Here is a 22,250-nt window from a genome sequence, read left to right as displayed (position 1 = left end):
GTCGGGCGCGGGTTCGGCGGACAGGACGCGACGTCGACGCGCAGACCGGCACCGGGGACAATTCCGGGATACGGGTCGAACGCGCCGGTCGCCGCGGTTGCCCGCGGATCGCGATCGGCTCGACCCGACGTGGACAATGATCGCGGGCCCCGCTCCGGGCCCGTGTCTCGTCGCTCCGCACCGGGTCTTCGTCTCAGGGTCAATCTTACTGTGCGCGGACGACAGAACCACCACTCGGCACCCCTGCGAGGGGGCTGAGACCGACGTAGCCGGCCGAACCGCGCCGCCCGCGACTCCCCCTACACGCCAGGGGGCGATCGGGGGCGCCGCCGCCTGACGATCGGTGCCGGTCGGACGGCCGGGAAGCCACCGACGCCACGCCGTCGGCCCGGCCTTGATCTTTTCGAGCCGGAACCGGACGATCGAGCCGATACGAACTACCCGTGCTCTCGAAGAGGTGACGCCAGATGGGGCTGGACAACGTCGCGGTGCAGTGGCCGCGGACCGGCCGCTTCTACGATCCGGTCGCGCCGGCCGAGTTCGTCGACTTCGGCGACATCGTCGACATGCCCCGCATCTCCGCGCCGACCGCGGCGCTGGCCGAGCTGATCGCCAAGACCGGCACCGTGCGGGCGACCGCGTACACCGAACTGGTCGACCTCCTGCTCGGCCTGGAGGGTGTGCTCTACGCCACGGACGCGGCGGCCGAGGACGAGGATCCGGTGATCGATCCGGACGGCTGCGCCTGGGTCGCCGGCGGCATCGAGCGGTTCGTGGCGGGCCACCGCCCGTACGGCGAGGCCGTCACCTTCGACTCGGTGAGCCAGGTGCTGCGGTCGCTGCTCGCCGACGGACGGTTGGCCGAGCAGCAGCTGCGCTGGCTCGACAGCCGCCTGGACGCGCTGCGCGACGAGAGCGGCGAGCCGCCGCAGTGGAACTTCACCTGCGCCGAGCTGGCGGTGCTGGCGGCCTTCTACCGGCGCTGCGCCGACCGCGGCTTCGCCGTCTACGCCGACGCCTGACCCCGCTCGGCGGCGGACCCGCCCGCGCAGTTGGCGGCGTCGATGACGCGGGTCAGCACGGCGTGCAGGTGGCGCAGGTCCTCGACCGGCATGCCGAGCCGTTCGACGATCGCGGGCGGGATCTGCTCGGCCCTCTCCCGCAGGGCCCGGCCGGCGGCGGTCAGCGTCACCGCGAGGCTCCGTTCGTCGGCCGGGTCCCGCTCGCGCCGGACGTAGCCGGCCGCCTCCAGCCGCTTGAGCAGGGGCGACAGTGTGCCCGGGTCGAGCTGGAGCAGGCGGCTGAGGTCGCGTCCGGACGCCGAGCGGGAGGCCCGGCGCGAGGGTCGCTGACCGTCAGCCGTAGGTGTCCCGCGGGCCGCGGCCACGGACCCGGCGCGGGCCCTTCGACCAGGAGGGCGCGGCGGGGCCGTGGATGTGCAGCTTGCGCACCACGTTGTGGCCGACCTCGCTGGCGATCTGCTTGAGCAGCGAGCCGGCCAGCAGCCGCAGCTGGGTGGCCCACGCGGTCGAGCGGGCCTCCACGGTCAGCTCGCCGTCCTCCAGCTTCACCGGCCGGCTGTGCTGGGCCACCTCCGGACCCACCACCCGCTCCCAGGCCCCGAACACCGTCGCCTCGGCCGCCGGCTGCTGCCAGCCACGCGCCTTGACGAGCCGGTTGAGCACCGCGCCGAGCGGCTGCGGGTCGCGCGGGTCCGGCCCCGGGCCGGAGTAGCCGCGCAGGCGCCGCTGGCCGCCCTCGCCGTCGCCGCCACCCCCGCCGGCGGTACGCCGACGCGTGCGGGCCACCGACTCCCGGCGGGCCCGCGCCGCGTCCAGCACGGCCCGCGCCAGCTCCGGGCCGCTCGCCCCCGCCGCGTCGCCGCCCGCCGCGCTGCCGCCTGTCGTGCTGCCGGAGTCACCGCCGGTCGTTCCGCCGCCACGACCCGGGCCGAGCCGGGCCGGCGGGAGCTGCTCATCCGACACGTCGCACCGTCCCCTCGGCCACGGCGTACCGGGTGCCGCGCAGGGACACCGGCACGTCCTCGTCGACCGCGCAGGTCACCAGCAGCTGGCTCGCCCCGCCGACCAGCTCCGCCAGCCGCTCGCGCCGACCGGCGTCCAGCTCGGCGAAGACGTCGTCGAGCACCAGCACCGGCTCAATGCCGTCGGAGCGGAGCAGGTCGTAGCCGGCGAGCCGCAGCGCCAGGGCGTACGACCAGGACTCGCCGTGGCTCGCGTACCCCTTGGCGGGCAGCGGGCCCAGCGTGAGCGCCAGCTCGTCGCGGTGCGGGCCGACCAGGGTGGTGCCCCGCTCCACCTCGGCGGCCCGGGACTCGACGAGCGCGGCGGTCAGCGCCGCCGCCAGTGCCTCCCGGTCGGTGGTGGGCTCCGCCAGCTCCACCGACGGCCGGTACGCGATCCCGGCGGCCCCCCGTCCCGCCGCCACCGCGTCGTACGCCTTCGTCACGTGCGGGCCCAGCGCCGCGACCAGTTCCAGCCGGCCGGCGAGCAGTTCGGCGCCGTGTCGGGCCAGATGCGTGTCCCAGACCGCCAGGGTCGACAGGTCCCCGCCCCGGGACCCGCCCGTCTTGCGGGCCAGGTACGCGGTGCGCAGCAACGCGTTGCGCTGCTTGACCACCCGCTCGTAGTCGGCCCGCACCCCGGCGTACCGGGGCTGGCGGCTGACCAGCAGGTCGTCGAGGTAGCGGCGGCGCTCGGCCGGGTCGCCCCGGACGAGTTCCAGGTCCTCCGGGGCGAACAGCACGAGCCGCAGCGCGCCGAGCACGTCCCGCGCCCGGCGGGCCGGCGACCGCCCCAGGCGGGCCCGGTTGGCCTTGCCCGGGACGATCTCCAGCTCGATCAGTAGCTCGCGTCCCTCGTGCACGACCGCGCAGCGGATCACCGCCGAGGAGGCGCCCATCCGGACGAGGGGGGCATCCGTGGCGACCCGGTGCGAATCCAGGGTCGCCACGTAGCCCAGCGCCTCGACCAGGTTCGTCTTGCCGACGCCGTTGGCGCCGGTCAGGACGTTCGCCCCCGGCTCCAGGTCCACGCCGACCCGCTCGTACGAGCGGAAGTCGACCAGTTCGAGCCGGCGGACGTACACAGGCGCGTGGATTCCGGTCAGCGCTTGCGGACGGCGTGCCCACCGAACTGCTGGCGCAGCGCGGCGACGGCCTTCATGGCGGGCGAGTCGTCCTGGCGGGAGGCGAAGCGGGCGAAGAGCGAGGCGGTGATCACGTTCAGCGGCACGGCCAGCCGGACCGCCTCGTCGACCGTCCACCGGCCCTCGCCCGTGTCCTCGGTGTAGCCGCTCAGCTCGGCCAGCTCCGGGTCCTCGTCGAGGGCCCGGTCCAGCAGGTCGAGCAGCCAGGAACGGACCACGGTGCCCTCGCGCCAGGACTTGAACACCCCCGGCACGTTGGTGACCAGCTCGGACTTGGCCATCAGCTCGTAGCCCTCGGCGTAGGCGTGCATCAGGCCGTACTCGATGCCGTTGTGCACCATCTTGGCGTAGTGCCCGGCGCCGACCGGCCCGGCGTGCACGAAGCCGAACTCGCCCTCCGGCTTCAGCGAGTCGAAGATCGGCATGAGCCGGTCGACGTGCTCCTGGGCGCCGCCGACCATCAGCGCGTAGCCGTTCTGCCGACCCCAGACGCCGCCGGAGACGCCGGCGTCGAGGTAGCCGATGCCGCGCTCGTTGAGCCGCTCGGCGCGGGGCGCGTCGTCGCTGAAGCGGGAGTTGCCACCGTCGATGATGATGTCGCCCTCGCCGAGGACGTCGGCGAGCTCGTCGATGGTCGCGTCGGTGACGCCGGCGGGGACCATGACCCAGATCGCGCGGGGCGACTCCAGCTTCTCCGCCAGCTCCGCCAGGGTCGCGACATCGCTCAGCTCCGCGTTGTGGTCGAAGCCGACCACCTCGTGCCCGGCGGCGCGCAACCGCTCGCGCATGTTGCCGCCCATCCGGCCGAGCCCTACCAGGCCGAGCTGCATGTGTTCCTACCTCCGTGCGTCGGGGTCTTCTCGGGGTGCGATCAGCGGGAGACGCGGATCGGCATGATGAGGTACCGGTACCCGGGGATGACCTCGCCATCCTCACCGGCGGGCGAAATCACCGCGGGCTTGAAGGCATCGACGAACGAGAGCACGGCGAACTGGGCCCCCAGGTTGGTCAGGCCGTCGATCAGGTACTGGGGGTTGAAGCCGATGGTCAGCGGGTCGCCGGTGAAGGTGGCCTCCATGGCCTCGCTGGCCCGCGCCTCCTCGGTGCCCCCGGCCTCGACCACCAGGCCGTCGGTGCTGAAGCTGAGCAGCACCGGGGTGGTCCGCTCGGCCACCAGGGCGACCCGCTTCACGACCTCGATCAGGGTGCTGACGGGCACCCGCGCCTCGGCGTTGTGGGTGGCCGGGAAGAGCGAGCGCACCGGCGGGTAGTTCGCCCCGTCGAGCAGGCGGCTCGTGGTGCGCCGGGTGCCGCCGGCGAAGCCGATCATCCCCTCGCCGGCCGCGCCCTGGGAGAGCGCCATGATGACCTGGCCGCCGATCGGGCCGAGGGCCTTGGCGGTGTCGTGCAGGGTCCGGGCCGGCACGAGGGCGTTGACGCTCACCTCGGGGTCGTCCGGGTTCCACTCCATCTCGCGCAGGGCCAGCCGGTAGCGGTCGGTGGCGAGCATGGCCAGCGTGCCGCCGGAGAGCTCGATGCGTACGCCGGTCATCATCGGCAGCGTCTCGTCGCGCCCGGCGGCGACGGCGACCTGCGCCACCGCGGCGGCGAAGGCGGCGGCGTCGACGGTGCCGGTGCTCTCCGGCATCTCCGGCAGGGACGGGTAGTCCTCGACCGGCATGGTGGGCAGGGTGAACCGGGCGCTTCCGCAGACCAGTTCCAGGTGGGCGCCGACGGCGGCGATGTCCACCGGCTTGGCGGGCAGCGCCTTGGTGATCTCGGCCAGCAGCCGGCCGGAGACGAGGGCGGCGCCGTCGGCGTCCCCCTGCACCTCGACGGTCACCTGGCTGGAGACCTCGTAGTCGAAGCCCGAGACCTGCAGGTGGCCGTCGGTGACGCGCAGCATCACGCCGGCGAGCACCGGTACGGACGGCCGGTTGGGCAGGCTCTTCGCGGTCCAGGCCACGGCCTCGGCGAGCGCGTCGCGCTCCACTCGGAACTTCATCAATGCCTCCGCGTCGACGTCAGCGACAACTCTCTCATGCCGACCGCTGCCTACCGACCCGCCTGTCCGTGCGGGTACCCATCGCACCTTATGGCGCGCGGGCATCGGCCGTGCGTCCGACCCCGTGGATCCAGGTGCCGGGGCGACCGCCGACGGCGGCGCACGGCCCGATCCACAGGAAGTCCAACGGTGATGATTGGTTTTTGTTCTCTTAGAAGAGATAACTCGTCATCTTCATCGCACCTGTGCAAACTGTGGAGAACCCGCGTCTGCGCAGCTCAGACACGTTATCCACCGGTGGTTTACCTGTGGAGAACCCGGGGTACAACCAGTCTCCCGGTCCACAGGCGGTCGGCGCCCCCAGGTTGTCCACCGTTGTCCACCGGTTATCCACCGGTTATCCACCGACTTTCTCCCCAGACCTGTGGACAGGCGGAAGCCGTGCGGACGGCGTCATCCCCAGAACCTTCAACAGGTTTCCCACAGGGCGACCGTCGTCGGTGGACAACCACCGGGTTGTCCCCAGGCGTCCACAGGCTCGTCCCCAGGGTTTGTCCACAACCTGTGGGTAACCGGGAGGTGGGCGGACGGTAGTTTTCCACAGGCGGTGGACAACGAGATGTGGACAACGATCCGGGCGGTGGACGGTCACGGCTCAGATGCTGTGGCCTGGACCATGTCGAGGGTCAAGCCGGGCCGGCTGTGGAGAAGGAAAAGCGCCCGACCGATGGTCCGGTCGGGCGCGTCCGTCGTCCCTGTCCGCCGCGGGCGGCAGGCCGTACGCGACGACGACTTCAGTTCGGCGCGGACGACGCCGCGCTGCGAGCTGGAGCCGTCGCTCAGGTGTTCTGCTTGATCCGGTTGGTCAGCTCCGCGATCTGGTTGTACAGCGACCGGCGCTCGGCCATCTGCTGGCGGATCTTGCGGTCGGCGTGCATCACGGTCGTGTGGTCGCGGCCGCCGAAGGCCTGCCCGATCCGGGGCAGCGACAGGTCGGTCAGCTCCCGGCACAGGTACATGGCCACCTGGCGGGCGTTCACCAGCACCCGGGAGCGGGAGTGGCCACGCAGGTCCTCCAGGCTCACCCCGAAGTAGTCGGCGGTGGAGACCATGATCTGGTCGGCGGTGATCTCCGGCCCGGCGCCGTCCGGGATGAAGTCCCGCAGCACCTCCTCGGCCAGCGCCAGCTCGACGGTGGAGCGGGTCAGGCTGGCGAACGCCGTCACCCGGATCAGCGCGCCCTCCAATTCCCGGATCGAGTTCGACACCCGCGAGGCGATGAACTCCAGCACGTCCGGCGGGGCGTAGAGGCGCTCCTGCGCCGCCTTCTTCTGCAGGATCGCGATCCGGGTCTCCAGGTCCGGCGGCTGGATGTCGGCGAGCAGTCCCCACTCGAAGCGGGTACGCAGCCGGTCCTCCAGGGTCGCGAGCTGCTTCGGCGACCGGTCGGAGGTGATCACGATCTGCTTGTTGGCGTTGTGCAGCGTGTTGAACGTGTGGAAGAACTCCTCCTGCGTGCGCTCGCGGTTCTCCAGGAACTGGATGTCGTCGATCAGCAGGATGTCGACGTCGCGGTAGCGCCGCTGGAACGCACTGGTCTTGTCGTCCCGGAGCGAGTTGATGAAGTCGTTGGTGAACTCCTCGGTCGAGACGTACCGGACCGAGCGCGCGTTGCCCAGCGTCGTGGCGTAGTGCCCGATGGCGTGCAGCAGGTGCGTCTTGCCCAGCCCTGAGCTGCCGTAGATGAACAGCGGGTTGTACGCCTTCGCCGGCGACTCGGCGACCGCGACGCTCGCCGCGTGGGCGAAGCGGTTGGACGAGCCGATGACGAACGTCTCGAACATGTACTTCGGGTTGAGCCGGTTGCCCCCGCCGTCGGCGCCGGGCATGCGGCGGTCGTCCCGGCCACCGGGCCGGTGATCCGCGCCACTGCGCCCGGGCCCGTTGTCGGTGCCGGTGTCGCGGGGCAGGGCCCGGATCACGTGCTGGTCCCGGGGGGAGACGGCGTCCTCGCGGTAGCGCGGCTCGTACCCCCGGGTGTCGGCGGCCGGCGGGTCCAGCCGGGCGGCCTGCTCGTCGTAGCCCCGGCGCTCGGACGGGTGCCGCGGCGGCGCCGACCGGTCCGGTCGCGGCGGCTCGGCGAAGGCCGTGCTGAACAGGGCCTCCTGCCCGCCACGGTCGCCCGGCCGGTGCCCGTCGTCGCCCGGCATGGGCGACGACGCGTCGGGCCGGCGCTGGGGGTGCGCCTGCTCGGGGATGAGCGGATGCTGCCCGGTGTCGTGGGCTCCGCCGTCCCGCTGACCGGCCATCCCGTCGTAGCCGGCGTCGGCGTAGCCGCGCGGCCCGCCGTCGTGGTCGGCCGGCCCCGGCTCGGGAACACTGCGGTAGACGGTCCCCGCCGGGCGGCCGGAGCCGTCCTCGGGCAGGCGTACGGTCACCGCGACCTGGATCGGCCGACCGAGCCGTCGGGTGAGCGCCTCCGTGATCGCCGGGCGCAGGCGGGATTCGATCACGTCCCGGGTGAAGGCGTCCGGGACGGAGAGCAGCGCCGTGTCCTCGACGATGGCGCGCAGCCGGGTCAGCCGCAGGTACGCCCGCTGCTGCGCGGAGATGATCTCGTCGGCGAGTTCGTCGGTCGTCGCTGTCCACACCGCGGCAAGGTCGGTCGTACCGGTCACCGTCGTGCCACCCCCCTCGCCTCTGCTCCGCCGACGCCGCCGTCTTCTCCGGTCGGCCGTCCCGGGCCCGGCGCGTACGCGCGGGTAGGAACGACACCCACCGGACGGCCGACCGGTCCTCGTCCACAAGTTATCCACAGCCTGTGTACGCACCGATTGTGGCCGCCCGCCGGACGCGGGTCGGACCTGCCCCCTGCCTGAACGGGCGCTGAAGCGGGTTCACCGTGCCGAACGATCCACTACCTTGTCCGGTCTTGCCCGCCGGCGACGACCGGACCTTTCGACGCTGACCGCAATCGGGCACGGTAACAGCGTTGTCGGCGCGCCATCAACCGCCGACGCGCGGCGGCCCTTGTCGACATCAGCGAAAACCGTCGCTTCGGTCGCCGGGAGGGCCCGGTGTCCGCCCTGCTGAGGGTGTTTGACGGTGGTTGCCGCCCTGCGTAGGCTGGAATGGCTGCTCTCTCGCCCTCTGCTAGGGTGTTAGGTGCTTGCTGTCCGCGGTCGCTTCCCCGCATCGCCGAGGTTCCGCGCCGCCGGGCAGCACCGATCGGGGGCCACCGCCGAGGTGGCCTGGACCACCACACGATCCCGGCGACCCCTCGCCCGGGGCGTACGAAAACGGAGAGCCTGACGTGAGCAAGCGCACCTACCAGCCGAACAACCGCCGGCGCGCGAAGACCCACGGCTTCCGGCTGCGCATGCGCACCCGTGCCGGCCGCGCCATCCTTTCGACCCGTCGCTCCAAGGGCCGCGCCCGCCTGTCGGCCTGAGGGCCGACCGGTCAGGTCCGGGGGACGTGGGCAGTCGTGCTGGCGGCCGCACAGCGACTGCGGCGCAGCACTGACTTCGCCGCAGCGGTCCGGGGTGGTCGACGCGCCGGCCGTGGCGCGGTCGTCGTCCACCTGAGCCTGCCGACAACCCCCGACGCCCCGACAGCAACCTCGCCGGAGCCGGCGCGGAGCAGCGGTACGGAGCAACCCTCCGCACCTGCCCGCGCCGGCTTCGTCGTGTCCAAGGCCGTCGGGAACGCCGTGGTCCGCAACCGGGTCCGGCGTCGCCTGCGACACCTGGTCCGCGAGCGGCTGGCCGGTCTGCCCCCGGGAAGCACCCTGGTCGTACGCGCGCAGCCCACCGCGGCCGACGCCTCGTACCCGCGACTCGGCGCCGACCTGGACGCGGCGATCGTCGCCGCGACGGCGCCCCGCGGGCGGCGGTCCCGGTGACCACCGGACCGGCCGGGCCCCGGCCGCCGACGATCGGTGCCCGGGTGCTGAGCGGGCCCGTCATCGCGTACCGTCGGTGGATAAGTCCGGCTCTGCCGGCCCGCTGTCGGTTCTACCCGTCGTGCAGCGCCTACGCCCTGGAGGCGGTGGCGGTGCACGGCGCGATCCGGGGAGCTGGCCTGACGGCCCGGCGGCTGTTGCGCTGCCACCCCTTTCACCCAGGTGGACACGACCCGGTGCCGAAGCCGGGCGGCCGCCGCCGCGCCGATGTGACTGGAGCCTGAGAATTGAGTCTGGACTGGATCTACTACGCGATTTCGTGGATCCTGCTGGTCTGGCACGGGGCCTGGGACTTCGTCGGGGTGCCGGATCCGGCGGTGATCGGCACCAACTGGGCCTGGATCCTCGCCATCGTCTTCCTGGTGGTCACCGTCCGGGTGATCCTCTTCCCCGTCTTCGTCAAGCAGATCAAGTCGCAGCGGGCGATGCAGGCGCTCCAGCCGCAGGTGAAGGCCCTGCAGGAGAAGCACAAGGGTGACCGGGAGACGCTCCAGAAAGAGATGATGGAGCTCTACCGGAAGGAAAAGGCCAACCCGCTCATGGGCTGCCTTCCGATGTTCCTCCAGATCCCCGTCTTCCTGGGCCTCTTCCACGTGCTCCGGCGGCTCAACCCGGACAAGAGCGAGGCCGGGAAGACCCTCTACGGCTGGACGATCAGCCAGTTCGAGAGCGCCTCGTCCGCGAAGCTCTTCACCGCCCCGATCGCCGGCAAGTTCGGCTCCACCGCCGAGGAACTGGCGCGGCTCGGCGCCAACGGCACCACCGTGAAGATCATCGCCGGCATCCTCGTCCTGGTGATGATGGGCACCACGTACCTCACCAGCCGCCAGATGATCCTGAAGACCGGCTGGGCCGAGGACCCGCAGCAGCGGATGATCCAGAAGCTGATGCTCTACGGCATCCCGCTGTCGCTGCTCATCTCCGGTGCCATCTTCCCCATCGGTGTGATCATCTACTGGGTCACGAACAACCTCTTCACCCTCGCGCAGCAGCAGTGGGTGCTGCGCAAGTTCCCGCCGCCGCCCACCATGAGCAAGCCGGGCACCTCGGCTCGCAACCCGGTGCAGCCGGCGAAGACGGGCGGCCTGCTGGGTCGCGCCAAGTCGGCCCCGCCGGCCCCGGTCAAGCCGGCCGCGCCGAAGGTCGCCGGCCCCAAGCCGGGCGCCAAGCCGGTCAACCCCAAGAAGGGCCCCGCCAAGCGGCAGGGCTGAGGACGTCCGGGCCGCCGTCGGGAGACCGGCGGCGGCCCGTTCCGCACCGCGCAGCCGCCGTACGGCCGGCGCCGGGCGGAACCGCCGCGCGCGGCGCGGCCCACGGGCGAGACTGCCCGTACGACAGACGTGCCCGTGGGCACCGGCGACCTCCCGCCGGCCCCGGGAAACCAGCGGACCCGACGGTCCGGCCGAGCGAGTACGGAGATGAGACCGTGACCGACACCAGCACCCCCCGCGCCGACGAGTCCCTGGACGAGGAGGGGATCGAGCCGACCGCGGTGAACGGCGAGACCGAGGAGACCGACGAGGAGTCGGGCACCCGGGAGAAGAAGGCCGTCGGCGAGAGCGAGCTGTTCCGGCAGAGCGAGATCGCGGCCGACTACGTCGAGGGCCTGCTCGACATCCTCGACTACGACGGCGACATCGACGAGCTGGTCTCCGGCGGCCGCCCCGTCGTCGAGGTGGTCGGCGGCCGGCTGCAGAACCTCGTCGGCCAGCGCGGCGCCACCCTGGAGGCGCTCCAGGAGCTCGCCCGGCTGGCCGTCTTCCGGCAGACCGGCACCCCGAGCCGGCTGCTGCTCGACGTCGGCGGCTACCGGGCGACCCGTCGCAAGGAACTCGCCGCCGTCGCCAAGAACGCCGTGGAGAAGGTCAAGGAGTACGGCGAGCCCGTGCGCCTGGAGCCGATGTCCGCGTTCGAGCGCAAGTGCGTGCACGACGTGGTCAACGCGATGAGCGGCGTGGAGAGCGAGTCCGAGGGCGTCGAGCCGAACCGACGCATCATCGTCCGGCCGGCGGACTGACCGGGTGACCCACGACGACACCACGGCCGGTGCCGTGGACGGCCCGGGTGGCACGCCGCCCGGGCCGTCGCCTGTCCGGCCCGAGCCGACCGTGACCCCCGACGCCGCGCCGCCGACCGACGCTTCCGAGGACGCGCCGCCCTCGGCCGTTGCCCCCGAGGACGCGCCGTCACCGACCGACGCCTCCGAGGTTGCACCGCCGTCGGTCGGCGTCCCTGAGGGCGCGTCTGCGACCGTGGCGGTGCTGCCGCCGGAGTTGGCCGGTGCGGCCCGCACCCTCTTCGGCGACCGCCTCGACCTGGCCGCCGCGTACGCCGAACTGCTTGCCACCGACGGCGTGGTCCGCGGCCTGATCGGCCCGCGCGAGGCGCCCCGGATCTGGGATCGCCACCTGCTCAACTGCGCGGCGGTGGCCGAGCGCATTCCGGAGGGCGCGACGGTGCTCGACGTCGGCTCCGGGGCCGGCCTGCCCGGCCTGGTGCTGGCCATCGCCCGACCCGACCTGACGGTGACCCTGATCGAACCGCTCTCCCGGCGCACCTCCTTCCTCATCGAGGCGGTGCAGCACCTCGGGCTGGCGAAGATGGTCCGGGTGTTCCGGGGGCGCGCCGACGAGGCGGCGACCGGGGCGACGGGCATCGGTCCGTTGAGCGGGGACGTGGTCACCGCGCGCGCCGTCGCACCGCTGGACCGGCTCTCGACGTGGTGCCTGCCGCTGGCCGTGCCCGGCGGTCGGCTGATCGCCCTGAAGGGCGCGTCCGCCGCCGAGGAGATTGCCGAGCACGCGCAGATCGTGGCCCGGCTCGGCGGCGGTGAGCCCGAGGTGCACCGCTGTGGCGAGGGAGTGATCGATCCACCCACGACGGTGGTGGAGATCGTGCGGGAACGGGTGGTCGGGCCGGCCCGGCCGAAGGCCGCGAAGAGGTCGCGCGGCGGCCGGTCCCGGCGGCGTTGAGTCCAGCGCGGGTACCCGCGCGGGATGTCCGCTTACCGGCTTCCCGGCCGGCGGTTGGTTCGTTGAACCGGTACGGGTGGACGGAAGGATGAGAACCCGACGTGGACCGGCTGCGCCCGTGAGCCGTAGGCTGGCTGCGCGTCGATAGTGTGGAGCGGGCGGCAACGGGAGGTTCACCGGCCCCGCCGCTCCCGCCGGGCCGCACGCTCCGCGGTGCGATCGCGTGCGGCCAGTTGACGGGGTGCGGACCGACCATCCGAAGCGGGCAGGGATGACAGGTGCATGACGACGGAAGGTACGACGATCCACGCGTGACCGGGTCAGCGGGCGATCCCGTTTCACGTGAAACCGACTACCCGAGCTGGTCGCCCGAAGGGCCGTCGATCCGGCCGCCGGACCGGGACGCGGCCGTCCGGCCGGGCGGCGTCGGACCGGTCGTGCCGGAGCCTCCGGCGATCCGCGCCACCCCCGACGTGCCGCGCGCCGGCAACTCGGCCGTTGGTCGGGTGATTCCCATCCGGCGCAACGCCTCGGCCTCGGCCCGGTTCGAGTCCGCCGTGCCGCAGCAGCCCACCCCGGACTCCGTGCCGGACGCGACTCCCGAACCCGTTCCCGTCACCGACCCGTCCGCGCCCCCGGCCGGCTCCCCCGGAGCCGCTGCCGCCGAGGCCGCGTACGTTTCACGTGAAACCCCGACGCGCGAAGAGGATGACCCACCGTTGGCTATGGAGGCGATGCGCGCCGTGCAGATCCTTAATCCGAGTGGCGAGGTGACGATGCCTCGGCCGGAACGGACCCGGGTCATGTGCGTCGCGAACCAGAAGGGCGGCGTGGGAAAGACCACGACCACGGTGAACCTTGCGGTGGCGCTCGCCCTGCACGGCAACCGGGTGCTGGTGGTCGACCTGGACCCGCAGGGAAACGCCTCCACCGGGCTGAACGTCCCGCACCACACCGGTGTGCCGGATGTCTATGACTGCCTCATCAACAGCGTGCCGCTGGAGGAGGTCGCCCAGGGCGTGGAGGGCATCCCCAACCTCTGGTGCGTACCGGCGACGATCGATCTCGCCGGCGCGGAGATCGAGCTGGTGTCGGTGGTCGCCCGCGAGTCCCGGCTGGCCCGGGCGATCGCCGCCTACCCCGGCCACTTCGACTACGTCTTCATCGACTGCCCGCCCTCGCTCGGCCTGCTCACGGTCAACGCGCTCGTGGCCGCGCAGGAGGTGCTCATTCCGATCCAGTGCGAGTACTACGCGTTGGAGGGGCTGAACCAGCTCATCAACAACATCAACCTGGTCCGCCAGCACCTCAACCCGAAGCTCGACGTCTCCACCATCCTGCTCACCATGTACGACCGGCGCACCCGGCTGGCCGACGCCGTCGAGCAGGACGTGCGGAACCACTTCGGCGACAAGGTGCTCCAGGCGGTCATCCCCCGCAACGTCCGCGTCTCGGAGGCACCCAGCTACGGCCAGTCGGTGATGACCTACGATCCGGGATCGCGGGGGGCGACGAGCTACTTCGAAGCCGCCCAGGAGATCGCCGAGCGTGGCGTCAAGGAGCCGGTGGGCCGGAATGCGTAGTGCGGAACAGTCGCTGGGAGGCGTGGCATGAAGAACCGTCCTCGGGGCGGTCTGGGGCGAGGCCTGGGGGCGCTCATCCCGACCGGGCCGGCGCCGACCGCCGTAGTTGAGTCGGCCACGGCCGCCGAGCCGGTGGAGACGGCAGAGACGTCGAACGGTGCCGCCGCCGGTACGCCGACGGAGGCTCTGCCCGCCGCGGCGACTCCGCCCGTGGCGGCGCAGCCCGAGCCGCAGCCCGAACTCAGCCCCGTGCCGGGGGCCCGGTTCGCCGAGATCCCGGTCGACGCGATCGTGCCGAACCCCAAGCAGCCGCGCCAGGTTTTCGACGAGGACGCCCTGGAGGAGCTGAAGACCTCGATCCAGGAGGTCGGCTTCCTCCAGCCGATCGTCGTGCGGCAGCTCGACGAGGAAAAGTACGAGCTGGTCATGGGCGAGCGGCGCTGGCGGGCCGCACAGGCCGTCGGGCGGGAGAACATCCCGGCGATCGTCCGGGACACCCGCGACGACGCCATGCTGCGCGACGCGCTGCTGGAGAACATCCACCGGGCGAACCTGAACCCGCTGGAAGAGGCGGCCGCGTACCAGCAGCTGCTCGACGAGTTCGGCGCCACCCACGAGGAACTCGCCCGGCGCATCGGGCGGAGCAGGCCGCAGATCTCGAACACGATCCGGCTGCTCAACCTGCCCGCACCGGTGCAGAAGCGGGTCGCGGCCGGCGTTCTCTCCGCCGGGCACGCCCGGGCGCTGCTGAGCCTCGACGAGCCCGAGGCGCAGGAGCGCCTTGCGCTCCGGATCGTCGCCGAGGGCCTGTCGGTACGCGCGACCGAGGAGATCGTCGCGCTGGCCCTGAGCGACGGCACGAGTAGGAAGGAAGCCGCCAAGCGCCGCCCGAAGCCGCACGCCCCGGCTCTCACGGACCTGGCCGATCGGCTCTCCGACCGGTTCGACACCCGCGTGAAGGTGGACATCGGCCGGAGCAAGGGCAAGATCACTATCGAGTTCGCGACGGTCGACGACCTGGAGCGGATCGTCGGCCTCATCGGCGTCGGCCAGGAGGAGGAACCGGAGGCCTGACCCCGCTCGACGCGGCTCGGCTCTACGGCCGGTTCTAGCGCCGATGCGTACGGCACCACCGCCGGCCGCGTGATCCCCGGATCACGCGGCCGTTCCATGTGTGGCCGGGTCGAGACTCCGGCCATTGCCCGGACGACGCGTTCAAGCAACTGAGGCAAGCGGCGGTGTTTCACGTGAAACCCGAGGCCTGGATCGGCGCGTTTCTTAGTCGCCTTGGCCGTTTCACGTGAAACCCGGCCGGTCCATCCGATCTGCGATGCGGCGCGGGTCGGCCTCCTGAGACCGGAGGGGCCTGACCGTGTTCGGCCCCTTGCCCCGCCCTCTGGGAACGCCAGCGGTGGCGGGAAGCGCCGCCGAGGGGAACCACACCCGCGTCGTTGACGCCCTCAGTGCCCGTTGAGGGCTCTGGCGATGCGAGCGGTACCCGCAGGGGTGGGACGCGCTCGCTGGGACCGCTCAGCACCGCGAGAGGCCCCGCCCCGCCGCGCCGGCGCTACCGTCCCCGGCCCGCCGCTACCCGCTGACAAGAGGCGACGCCTTGGCCACGTTTCGACCAGGTGGCGTGCTCCTGGGCGCCCGGGCCGATCCGTCGCCCTAGCCGTCTTCTTTCCTCGGCCGTTCCGTGTCTCGGCCCGTCCCGTCGTTCCAGCCGTCCTGCTGTCCGGGGCGTCCCGTCGGTCCGGCCGTCCCGTTGTCTGGCCGTCCCGGCGTTCCAGCCGTTCCCTGCCTCGGCGATTCTGTGTCCAGTTACCGGGCGGCATGGCACAAGGGTTCGGCGGGTTTCGAACTGCGAAGCGATGGACTGACGGTCCCCGTGGTTCGCACGGCGACGACGTGGAACAGCGGAGGTTCGGGAACTGAAGCCGACGGCAATCACCGCTGATGACGATGGCTGACCACCGACATCCGGCGGCGGTGCGGACGGTCGCGGCGGCGACGGGGAGAGGACCACGGGAAGCGCGAGTGGTTCTCGGTGAAGACGCCTTCGACCTTGTCTGCCGTTCTCCCTTCCGGCGCGCCTCCCTAATCACGCGATCCCAGCCCTCGGCGGTCCCCACCTCCGGGCGGCTTGCGAGCGGCCGGAGGACTCCACCGGCGGTCATCGAACGGAGACGGAATCCGTCCTACGCCGCCTCCCGGTTTCACGTGGAACCGGCGACCCGCCTCCGCGAAGAAACCGGGATCGTGCCCGAAAGTTATCCACAGGGGTTATCCACAGGCGGCCCCGTTTCACGTGAAACCCCGCGTGGAACGGGGTGACAGCCTGTGGATGACGGGGTGTGTCCGGCGTCTCATCAGCCTGTGGATGGCTGTGGATGCCTGTGGACAGAGCCGCTCACGGCTCTCCCGTCGCGACCCGAGTGGGGCCGCCCGGTCGATCGTCCGGGTAGGGACAGCGGTGCCGGAACCGGTTAGTGTCAGCGTCGTGCAGGACACCCCTCCCTCCGTTCCGGACTTCACCCAGTGGCCGTCCTTTCCCTTCGAGGGCGACCTTCGTGTCAAGCAACTCGATGACCCGGTCCCGGTCGAGCCGCCGCGCAAGGGCGAGGGACACCGGGAATGCACCGCCTGCAACGCCCCCGACGACGCCTACATCTGGGTGGGTGAGCGATGGCGGGTACGCGCCATGGACCGCCCCACCGGGCTGCCGATGGTGCTGATTCTGGAATCCCGCTCGCATCTGGACCTCGGGGACCTGCCGAACCTGCTCGCCGCCGAACTGGGGGTGATGACCGTGCGGCTGGAGCGGGCCATCCGGTCCCTCGACGGGGTCGCCCGAGTGCACGTCAACCGCTGGGGCGACGGCTCGGCGCACCTGCACATGTGGTTCCTCGCCCGGCCCTACGGTCAGCTCCAGTTGCGGGGCACCTTCCTCTCCCTGTGGGATTCGATCCTGCCGCCCATCTCCGAGGCGCGATGGCGGGAGAACCTCGCCATGGTCGCCGCCTGGCTGGCGGAGTTCGGTGGCCGCCCGCTGGCCGAGCCCCCGCGTATCCAGTGGCAGGCGCCGTCCAGCTTCACGGGGCAGCCGCCGGCGGAAGTCGAACCGACGGAGGGCGAGGCGGTGTCCGTGATCGAGTCCGCCGAGGAGACCCCGCCGGCACAGGAGCCGGAGGGCGAGGCGTCCGCCACGGACGCCGGACGGTCGGGCACCTAGGGCGTGTCCTGCCGATCATGAGCGCTGCGGATCGTCCGGGACAGCGCGACGTTTGACCGGATGCCATAGTGCCGCCATGAAGGCAGACCTGCACAGCTACCTGAAGGGCGGCCGCGACGCGCTGCTGTGGAAGCTCGACGGGCTCGGCGAGTACGACATCCGGCGCCCCCTGACCCCGACCGGGACCAACCTGCTCGGTCTGGTGAAGCACTCGGCGGTCTGTGAGTCCCTCTACTTCGGCGTCGTGTTCGACCGGCCGTTCGAGCAGGAGTTGCCGTACGTCGGCGACGGAGCCGAGATCAATGCCGACATGTGGGCGACCGCGGACGAGACCCGCGAGGAGATCGTCGGACTGTACCGTCGCGTGATCGCCCACGCCGACACCACCATCGAAGCCCTCGCCCTGGATGAGGTCGGCCGCGTGCCGTGGTGGGGCGACGCAGCGGTCACGTTGCACCGCGTCCTGGTCCACGTCGTCGCGGAGACACAGCGGCACGCCGGCCACGCTGACATCGTGCGCGAACTCATCGACGGCGCGGCCGGACTGCTGCCCAGGAACGACAACCTGCCCCCGGCCGACGAGTCCTGGTGGCTGGACTACCGCCAGCGGGTAAAGCAGGCCGCCCTCGACGCCGGCAAATGCGGCAACTAGCTCTCTCTACCGTTAATCGAAGCCAGATGACGGCGGGCGCCCGCATCACCGGCTCGGGGAGCGATCGGTCAGGGGCGCCGGGTCGCGGCGCGGGCCACCAGGGTTCCGACCATCCTGCCGAAGTCCAGTCCGGCGGCCTGGACCGCGAGTGGCAGCAGCGAGGTCTCGGTCATCCCCGGCGAGACGTTGACCTCCAGCACGTGCGGACGCCCGGCGGAGTCCACGATCAGGTCGACGCGGCTCAGGTCGCGCAGCCCCAGTGCGGTGTGTGCGGCCAGCGCGACGTCGGCCACCGCGCCGGCCACCTCCGGCTCCAGCCGGGCGGGCGTGTGCCAGGTCGTGCGGCCGGCGGTGTAGCGGGCGGCGTAGTCGTAGACCCCGTTGCGGGGCACGATCTCCACGGCGGGCAGGGCGCGCGGCCCGTCGCCCAGGTCGAGCACCGAGACCGCCACGTCCATGCCGGGCACGTACCGCTCGACCAGCGCCGTCGGGTCGTACGCGAAGCAGCCGACCATTGCCGCCGGCAGGGACGCGGCGTCCCGGACGACGGCGGCGCCCAGCCCCGAACCGCCCTGGGCGGGCTTCACCATGAGCGGCAGTCCCAGCCGCTCGACGATCCGGTCCAGCACCGCCACGGCGCCCAGCTCGGAGAACCGGTCGTGCGGAAGGGCGACCCAGTCCGGGGTCGGGATGCCCGCCTCGCGGAGCACCGCCTTGGCCGAGGGCTTGTCCCAGGCGAGCCGGGACGCGCGCGCGTCGCACCCCACGTACGGGATGCCGCAGAGGTCCAGCACGCCGCGCAGCGACCCGTCCTCACCCGTGGCACCGTGCAGGGCGATCACGACGGCGTCCGGCGGGTCGGCGCTCAGGGCCGGCAGCAGCGCCACGTCGGCGTCCCGCAGCTCGGCGTCCATCCCGACCGCGCGCAGCGCGTCGAGCACCCGGCGCCCGGACCGCAGCGAGACGTCACGCTCGTAGGAGAGCCCCCCGGCGAGCACCAGCACCCGCAGGTCGGCGGTGACGGCGGAGTCGGTCACGACGGAACGGTCGGCAGCGGTGGAAACCATGCCGGAATCATGCCAAGTCGGGTCCCGGCGTGTCCGAGCCGGCCTGCCCCCGCCGCGCCCCGGGGCGGCCGACCGCGCCGAAGACCCGCCGCATGGCGATGTCCTGCTCCATCACGCCGGCCAGCCGGCGCACGCCCTCGCGGATCCGCTCCGGGGACGGGAACGAGAAGTTGAGCCGCATGTTGCCGGTGCCGGTGCCGTCGGCGTAGAAGCCGGTGCCCGGGACGTACGCCACCCGGGCGGCGATGGCCCGGGGCATCATCGCCTTGGAGTCGAGGCCGTCGGGCAGGGTCGCCCAGACGAAGAGGCCGCCGGCCGGCGTCGTCCACGTCGTGCCGGCGGGCATCAGGTCGTCCAGCGCGGTGAGCATCGCGTCGCGCCGCTCCCGGTAGACCTCGCGGTAGACCTTGAGCTGCTCCCGCCAGGGCATGGTGCCGAGGTAGGTGGAGACGGCGGCCTGCGCGTAGCCGCTCGGGCAGAGGATCTGCGCCTCGCTGGCGATGACCAGCTTGTCGCGGACGGCGTGCGGCGCGAGGATCCAGCCGACCCGCAGGCCGGGGGCGAATGTCTTGGAGAAGGTGCTGAGGTAGAAGACCCCGTCGCGGCGCCGCGCGCGTAGCGGCGCCGGCGCGTCCCCCTCGAAACCCAGCTGACCGTACGGGTCGTCCTCGACCACGAGCAGGCCGGCGCGCTCGCAGATGTCGAGCACCCGCTCCCGCCGCTCCTCGGTGAGCGTCACGCCGGTCGGGTTCTGGTAGGTCGGGATGGTGTAGAGGAACTTGACCCGCCGGCCGGCCCGCGCCTGCTCGGCGATGACCGTCTCCAGCGCCTCCGGGATCAGCCCGTCGCCGTCCATCGGCACGTGCACGACCTGCGCCTGGGCGGCCTGGAACACCCCGAGCGCGCCGACGTAGGTCGGGCCCTCGGCGAGCACCACGTCCCCCGGGTCGAGGAAGAGCCGGGCCACCAGGTCGAGGGCCTGTTGCCCGCCCACGGTGACCACCACGTCGTCCGGGGATGCGCCGCAGGCGGCGTCGATGCCGGAGAGCGCCATCACCTCGCAGATCCGCTCGCGCAGCTCCAGGGTGCCCTGGCCGATGCCGTACTGGAGGGTGGTGGCGCCGTGCTCGGCGCCGAGCCGGCCGAGCATCTCGCCGACCGCGTCGAGCGGCAGCGCCGCGATGTAGGGGGCGCCACCGGCGAGCGAGACCACCTCCGGCCGACTGGCCACCGCGAAGAGCGCGCGGATCTCGGAGGCGGTCATGCCCCGTACGCGGCGGGCGTACCGGTCGGTGTAGTCGTCGAGCGTCGTGCCGGTCATGACATCACCTCGATGGCTGCTCGGGTGGCTCCCGCCCCGGCGTACCCGGGACACCTGCGACCATGGCGACGCGGGACGCCGATTGTCGATCCTAACCGCCGTCTGCCAGGGGCGTAACCGCGACGTGAGCGGCGTCCACATCGCGGACCCCGGCCGGCGCCCCGGAAGGAGGGGCATTCGCGCGTCCCCTCCCGCGGCGTCCGTTTGCGGCGTACGATCGCTCGTCGGGGGCAGGAAGGCGGCGGTGTCGTTCCGTGCCGGTCTCACCTCCGAGCCTAGTGTGGGGATGCACCAATGTCGCGACGTCTGGTCAGCTTGACCCTCGACACCCTGGAGGACCTGCCCCGTCCGTGCCGGCAGTGCGTCTACTGGGAGCTTGATCCGGTAGCGGCGGACCGGGCCTGCGCCGCGGGCGACCCGGGGCTGGAGAAGGAGGCCTGGGTCTCGCAGACGCTGCTGGAGTGGGGCTCCTGCGGCAAGCTCGTCTATGTCGACGGCATGCCGGCCGGCTTCGTCCTGTACGCCCCGCCGGCCTACGTGCCCCGCTCGATGGCCTTCCCCACCTCCCCGGTCTCCGCCGACGCCGCGCTGCTGATGACGGCCAACGTGGTGCCCGCCTTCGCCGGCGGCGGGCTGGGCCGGATGTTGGTCCAGGGCGTCGCCCGGGATCTCACCAAGCGCGGCATCAAGGCGATCGAGGCATTCGGCGACGCCAAGTTCGGCGACGCGGCCGACCCCGCCGGCACCTGCGTCGCCCCGGCCGACTTCTTCCTCTCCGTGGGCTTCAAGACGGTCCGCCCACACCCGCGCTTCCCCCGCCTGCGGCTGGAGCTGCGTACGGCGTTGAGCTGGAAGTCCGACGTCGAGTACGCGCTGGAGAAGCTGCTCGGCTCGATGAGCCCCGAGACGCTGCTCCGCCCGGTCCGTCCGGCCCCGGCCACCCGCTCGACCGCCGGATGACCCCACGCCGGAGGACTCCGGGCGGCAGGCGGCAGCGGGCTCAGTCCACCACCGTGCCGGCGGCCACCACGGCCCGCAGGGCGCTCACGTCGATCGAGCCGGTGGGGACGTCCCGCTCGACGGGGAAGTACATGCGCTGCACGGCGGCGACGACGGCCTCCACCACCCTGTCCCGGAACCGGGGGTCGACCAGTCGGGCCCGATCGGCGGGCGAGGTGAGGTAACCGACCTCGACGCGTACGGCCGGCATCCGGGTGAGCCGGAGCAGGTCCCACGCCTTCGCGTGCGTACGGCAGTCGCGCAGCCCGGTGCGGGCGACGATCTCCCGCTGCACCAGCCCGGCCAGCCGCTCCCCGGTCGCCGAGGTCACCCCGTTGTCGGTGCCGTAGTGGTAGGTCGCCACCCCCTCGGCCTCCGGGTTGACGTGCTCGTCGACGTGCAGCGAGATGAACACGTCGGCGCCGAGCGAGTTGGCGAGCTCCGCCCGGCCGACGTCGGGCAGGCAGTCCTCGGGGGACGGCCCGCGGGTGAGCTGCACCCGGACGCCGGCGGCGGCGAGCCTGCCCTCCAACCGGCTGGCCAGGTCGTGCACGAGATCCGCCTCGGTCCACCGCAGCGATCCGTCCGGCACCACCACGCCCGGGTCGGTGCCCCCGTGCCCGGGGTCGATGACGACGGTCCGGCCCACCAGCGTCGGGCCGGACTGCCGGATGGCGTCGGACTCGCGCAGCCACTGCGGTCGCCCGCCGACGACCTTGCGGCCGAGCCGGCGCAGCGCGTCCATCGTGTGCGGACCGCACGAGCCGTCGGGCGTGAGCCCGACCTCGCGCTGGAACTGGGCGACCGCCCGGGAGGTCCGTACGCCGTAGATGGCGTCCGCGCGCCCGACGTCGTACCCCATCTCCAGCAGCCGTTCCTGGAGCGAGCGGACGTCCTCACCGGTGAGCGGCTCCGGCACCGCGTGGTAGAGCGTGCGGGCGCCCAGCCGCCAGCGGGCGGCGTCCAGGGCCCGCCAGGTCTCCGCACCGACCCGGCCGTCCACGCTGAGCCCACGCGACTGCTGGAAGGCCCGCACGGCCCGTTCGGTGTGCGTGTCGAACTCGTCGACGCCCGGTGCCGTCGGGGCGAGCAGGTCGAGGCCGGTCAGCACCGTACGGATCTCGGTGACGGCGGGTCCACGGTCACCGGGTCGGATCGGACGCACGCACGACCCCCTCTGCACGGACGGTTGCTGGCCGGGCGGCCCCGGCTTGAGGTTATGCGCTCCGGGGGCTCCGGGTGCCCCACGTCGGGAAAAACGCGTCGACCCCGTGTCCGGCGTACCGG

General features: G+C 72.4%; 20 protein-coding genes and 1 pseudogene. 12 read left to right on the top strand and 9 right to left on the bottom strand.

Going from position 1 to position 22,250, the window contains the following annotated elements:
* Nucleotides 1-467 precede the first annotated feature (467 nt).
* Nucleotides 468-1,022 carry a hypothetical protein gene (locus ACFHW0_RS07665; protein WP_366641497.1) on the top strand — a complete coding sequence of 185 codons (555 nt, stop codon included), beginning with the start codon at nucleotides 468-470 and terminating at the stop codon, nucleotides 1,020-1,022.
* Here the strand turns inward: ACFHW0_RS07665 and ACFHW0_RS07660 are convergent.
* From ACFHW0_RS07660 to dnaA, 6 genes are all read right to left on the bottom strand, one after another.
* Nucleotides 1,007-1,387, bottom strand: a complete 381-nt coding sequence (locus ACFHW0_RS07660; protein WP_416606410.1) for a MarR family winged helix-turn-helix transcriptional regulator — start codon at nucleotides 1,385-1,387, stop codon at nucleotides 1,007-1,009. The genes ACFHW0_RS07665 and ACFHW0_RS07660 overlap by 16 nt on opposite strands.
* Nucleotides 1,356-1,985: a DUF721 domain-containing protein gene (locus tag ACFHW0_RS07655; RefSeq protein WP_416606409.1), complete on the bottom strand. Its 630-nt coding sequence runs from the start codon at nucleotides 1,983-1,985 to the stop codon at nucleotides 1,356-1,358. The genes ACFHW0_RS07660 and ACFHW0_RS07655 overlap by 32 nt, the downstream gene beginning before the upstream one ends.
* On the bottom strand, nucleotides 1,975-3,108 hold the full coding sequence (gene recF / locus ACFHW0_RS07650) for a DNA replication/repair protein RecF (protein WP_416606408.1): 1,134 nt from the start codon (nucleotides 3,106-3,108) through the stop codon (nucleotides 1,975-1,977). The genes ACFHW0_RS07655 and recF overlap by 11 nt, the downstream gene beginning before the upstream one ends.
* A 17-nt stretch (nucleotides 3,109-3,125) precedes the next feature.
* The gene (gene gnd / locus ACFHW0_RS07645; protein WP_416606407.1) at nucleotides 3,126-3,998 is read right to left on the bottom strand and encodes a phosphogluconate dehydrogenase (NAD(+)-dependent, decarboxylating); all 873 of its coding nucleotides are present in this window, start codon (nucleotides 3,996-3,998) and stop codon (nucleotides 3,126-3,128) included.
* A 41-nt stretch (nucleotides 3,999-4,039) separates the two neighbouring features.
* On the bottom strand, nucleotides 4,040-5,173 hold the full coding sequence (gene dnaN / locus ACFHW0_RS07640; RefSeq protein ID WP_416606406.1) for a DNA polymerase III subunit beta: 1,134 nt from the start codon (nucleotides 5,171-5,173) through the stop codon (nucleotides 4,040-4,042).
* An 839-nt stretch (nucleotides 5,174-6,012) separates the two neighbouring features.
* Nucleotides 6,013-7,851, bottom strand: coding sequence for a chromosomal replication initiator protein DnaA (gene dnaA, locus ACFHW0_RS07635; protein WP_416606405.1), 1,839 nt, complete (start codon nucleotides 7,849-7,851; stop codon nucleotides 6,013-6,015).
* 635 nt (nucleotides 7,852-8,486) lie between these two features.
* On the opposite strand from dnaA, the gene rpmH reads away from it, so the two are divergent.
* The 10 genes and pseudogenes from rpmH to ACFHW0_RS07585 all read left to right on the top strand — a co-directional run bounded on the left by rpmH (nucleotide 8,487) and on the right by ACFHW0_RS07585 (nucleotide 17,576).
* Nucleotides 8,487-8,624 carry a 50S ribosomal protein L34 gene (rpmH, locus tag ACFHW0_RS07630; RefSeq protein ID WP_089002791.1) on the top strand — a complete coding sequence of 46 codons (138 nt, stop codon included), beginning with the start codon at nucleotides 8,487-8,489 and terminating at the stop codon, nucleotides 8,622-8,624.
* Nucleotides 8,625-8,660: 36 nt separating this feature from the next.
* On the top strand, nucleotides 8,661-9,077 hold the full coding sequence (gene rnpA / locus ACFHW0_RS07625; protein ID WP_416606404.1) for a ribonuclease P protein component: 417 nt from the start codon (nucleotides 8,661-8,663) through the stop codon (nucleotides 9,075-9,077).
* A 44-nt stretch (nucleotides 9,078-9,121) separates the two neighbouring features.
* The gene (gene yidD / locus ACFHW0_RS07620; protein WP_207914193.1) at nucleotides 9,122-9,361 is read left to right on the top strand and encodes a membrane protein insertion efficiency factor YidD; all 240 of its coding nucleotides are present in this window, start codon (nucleotides 9,122-9,124) and stop codon (nucleotides 9,359-9,361) included.
* Between the two features lie 3 nt (nucleotides 9,362-9,364).
* Nucleotides 9,365-10,348 (top strand): membrane protein insertase YidC, encoded by a 984-nt coding sequence (gene yidC / locus ACFHW0_RS07615; RefSeq protein ID WP_416606403.1) that lies wholly within the window; start codon nucleotides 9,365-9,367, stop codon nucleotides 10,346-10,348.
* A gap of 215 nt (nucleotides 10,349-10,563) precedes the next feature.
* Nucleotides 10,564-11,154 (top strand): protein jag, encoded by a 591-nt coding sequence (locus ACFHW0_RS07610; protein ID WP_416606402.1) that lies wholly within the window; start codon nucleotides 10,564-10,566, stop codon nucleotides 11,152-11,154.
* Between the two features lie 4 nt (nucleotides 11,155-11,158).
* Nucleotides 11,159-12,109: a 16S rRNA (guanine(527)-N(7))-methyltransferase RsmG gene (gene rsmG, locus ACFHW0_RS07605; RefSeq protein ID WP_416606401.1), complete on the top strand. Its 951-nt coding sequence runs from the start codon at nucleotides 11,159-11,161 to the stop codon at nucleotides 12,107-12,109.
* A gap of 278 nt (nucleotides 12,110-12,387) precedes the next feature.
* Nucleotides 12,388-13,692 carry an AAA family ATPase gene (locus ACFHW0_RS07600; RefSeq protein ID WP_416606399.1) on the top strand — a complete coding sequence of 435 codons (1,305 nt, stop codon included), beginning with the start codon at nucleotides 12,388-12,390 and terminating at the stop codon, nucleotides 13,690-13,692.
* 27 nt (nucleotides 13,693-13,719) lie between these two features.
* Nucleotides 13,720-14,766 (top strand): ParB/RepB/Spo0J family partition protein, encoded by a 1,047-nt coding sequence (locus ACFHW0_RS07595; RefSeq protein ID WP_416606397.1) that lies wholly within the window; start codon nucleotides 13,720-13,722, stop codon nucleotides 14,764-14,766.
* 1,426 nt (nucleotides 14,767-16,192) lie between these two features.
* Nucleotides 16,193-16,909 (top strand): annotated as a pseudogene (locus ACFHW0_RS07590) (hypothetical protein); the annotation flags it as partial.
* Nucleotides 16,910-17,000: 91 nt separating this feature from the next.
* On the top strand, nucleotides 17,001-17,576 hold the full coding sequence (locus ACFHW0_RS07585; protein ID WP_416606395.1) for a DinB family protein: 576 nt from the start codon (nucleotides 17,001-17,003) through the stop codon (nucleotides 17,574-17,576).
* A 68-nt stretch (nucleotides 17,577-17,644) separates the two neighbouring features.
* Here the strand turns inward: ACFHW0_RS07585 and ACFHW0_RS07580 are convergent, their stop codons facing one another.
* Together ACFHW0_RS07580 and ACFHW0_RS07575 are read right to left on the bottom strand one after the other, a co-directional pair.
* Nucleotides 17,645-18,643 carry a D-alanine--D-alanine ligase family protein gene (locus ACFHW0_RS07580; protein WP_416606393.1) on the bottom strand — a complete coding sequence of 333 codons (999 nt, stop codon included), beginning with the start codon at nucleotides 18,641-18,643 and terminating at the stop codon, nucleotides 17,645-17,647.
* A gap of 7 nt (nucleotides 18,644-18,650) precedes the next feature.
* Nucleotides 18,651-19,964 (bottom strand): PLP-dependent aminotransferase family protein, encoded by a 1,314-nt coding sequence (locus ACFHW0_RS07575; RefSeq protein ID WP_416606391.1) that lies wholly within the window; start codon nucleotides 19,962-19,964, stop codon nucleotides 18,651-18,653.
* 294 nt (nucleotides 19,965-20,258) lie between these two features.
* Here ACFHW0_RS07575 and ACFHW0_RS07570 point away from each other — a divergent pair, with 294 nt between their 5' ends.
* Entirely contained in the window at nucleotides 20,259-20,924 is a 666-nt protein-coding gene (locus ACFHW0_RS07570) for a GNAT family N-acetyltransferase (protein WP_416606389.1), read from the top strand.
* 40 nt (nucleotides 20,925-20,964) lie between these two features.
* On the opposite strand, the gene ACFHW0_RS07565 is transcribed toward ACFHW0_RS07570, so the two are convergent.
* Nucleotides 20,965-22,128 carry an N-acetylmuramoyl-L-alanine amidase gene (locus ACFHW0_RS07565; protein WP_416606387.1) on the bottom strand — a complete coding sequence of 388 codons (1,164 nt, stop codon included), beginning with the start codon at nucleotides 22,126-22,128 and terminating at the stop codon, nucleotides 20,965-20,967.
* Nucleotides 22,129-22,250 lie beyond the last annotated feature (122 nt).

Origin of the sequence: Micromonospora sp. LOL_025 (assembly GCF_048060285.1) — a bacterium.
Classification (GTDB): domain Bacteria; phylum Actinomycetota; class Actinomycetes; order Mycobacteriales; family Micromonosporaceae; genus Micromonospora.
This window is presented reverse-complemented; position numbering and strand designations above follow the sequence as displayed.

Bases quoted from the DNA above. Each gene is read 5' to 3' on its own strand.
- ACFHW0_RS07570 (WP_416606389.1), top strand. From the start codon at position 20,259: ATGTCGCGACGTCTGGTCAGCTTGACCCTCGACACCCTGGAGGACCTG.
- ACFHW0_RS07575 (WP_416606391.1), bottom strand. From the start codon at position 19,964: ATGACCGGCACGACGCTCGACGACTACACCGACCGGTACGCCCGCCGC.
- ACFHW0_RS07585 (WP_416606395.1), top strand. From the start codon at position 17,001: ATGAAGGCAGACCTGCACAGCTACCTGAAGGGCGGCCGCGACGCGCTG.
- gnd (WP_416606407.1), bottom strand. From the start codon at position 3,998: ATGCAGCTCGGCCTGGTAGGGCTCGGCCGGATGGGCGGCAACATGCGC.
- dnaN (WP_416606406.1), bottom strand. From the start codon at position 5,173: ATGAAGTTCCGAGTGGAGCGCGACGCGCTCGCCGAGGCCGTGGCCTGG.
- ACFHW0_RS07595 (WP_416606397.1), top strand. From the start codon at position 13,720: ATGAAGAACCGTCCTCGGGGCGGTCTGGGGCGAGGCCTGGGGGCGCTC.
- ACFHW0_RS07580 (WP_416606393.1), bottom strand. From the start codon at position 18,643: ATGGTTTCCACCGCTGCCGACCGTTCCGTCGTGACCGACTCCGCCGTC.
- ACFHW0_RS07665 (WP_366641497.1), top strand. From the start codon at position 468: ATGGGGCTGGACAACGTCGCGGTGCAGTGGCCGCGGACCGGCCGCTTC.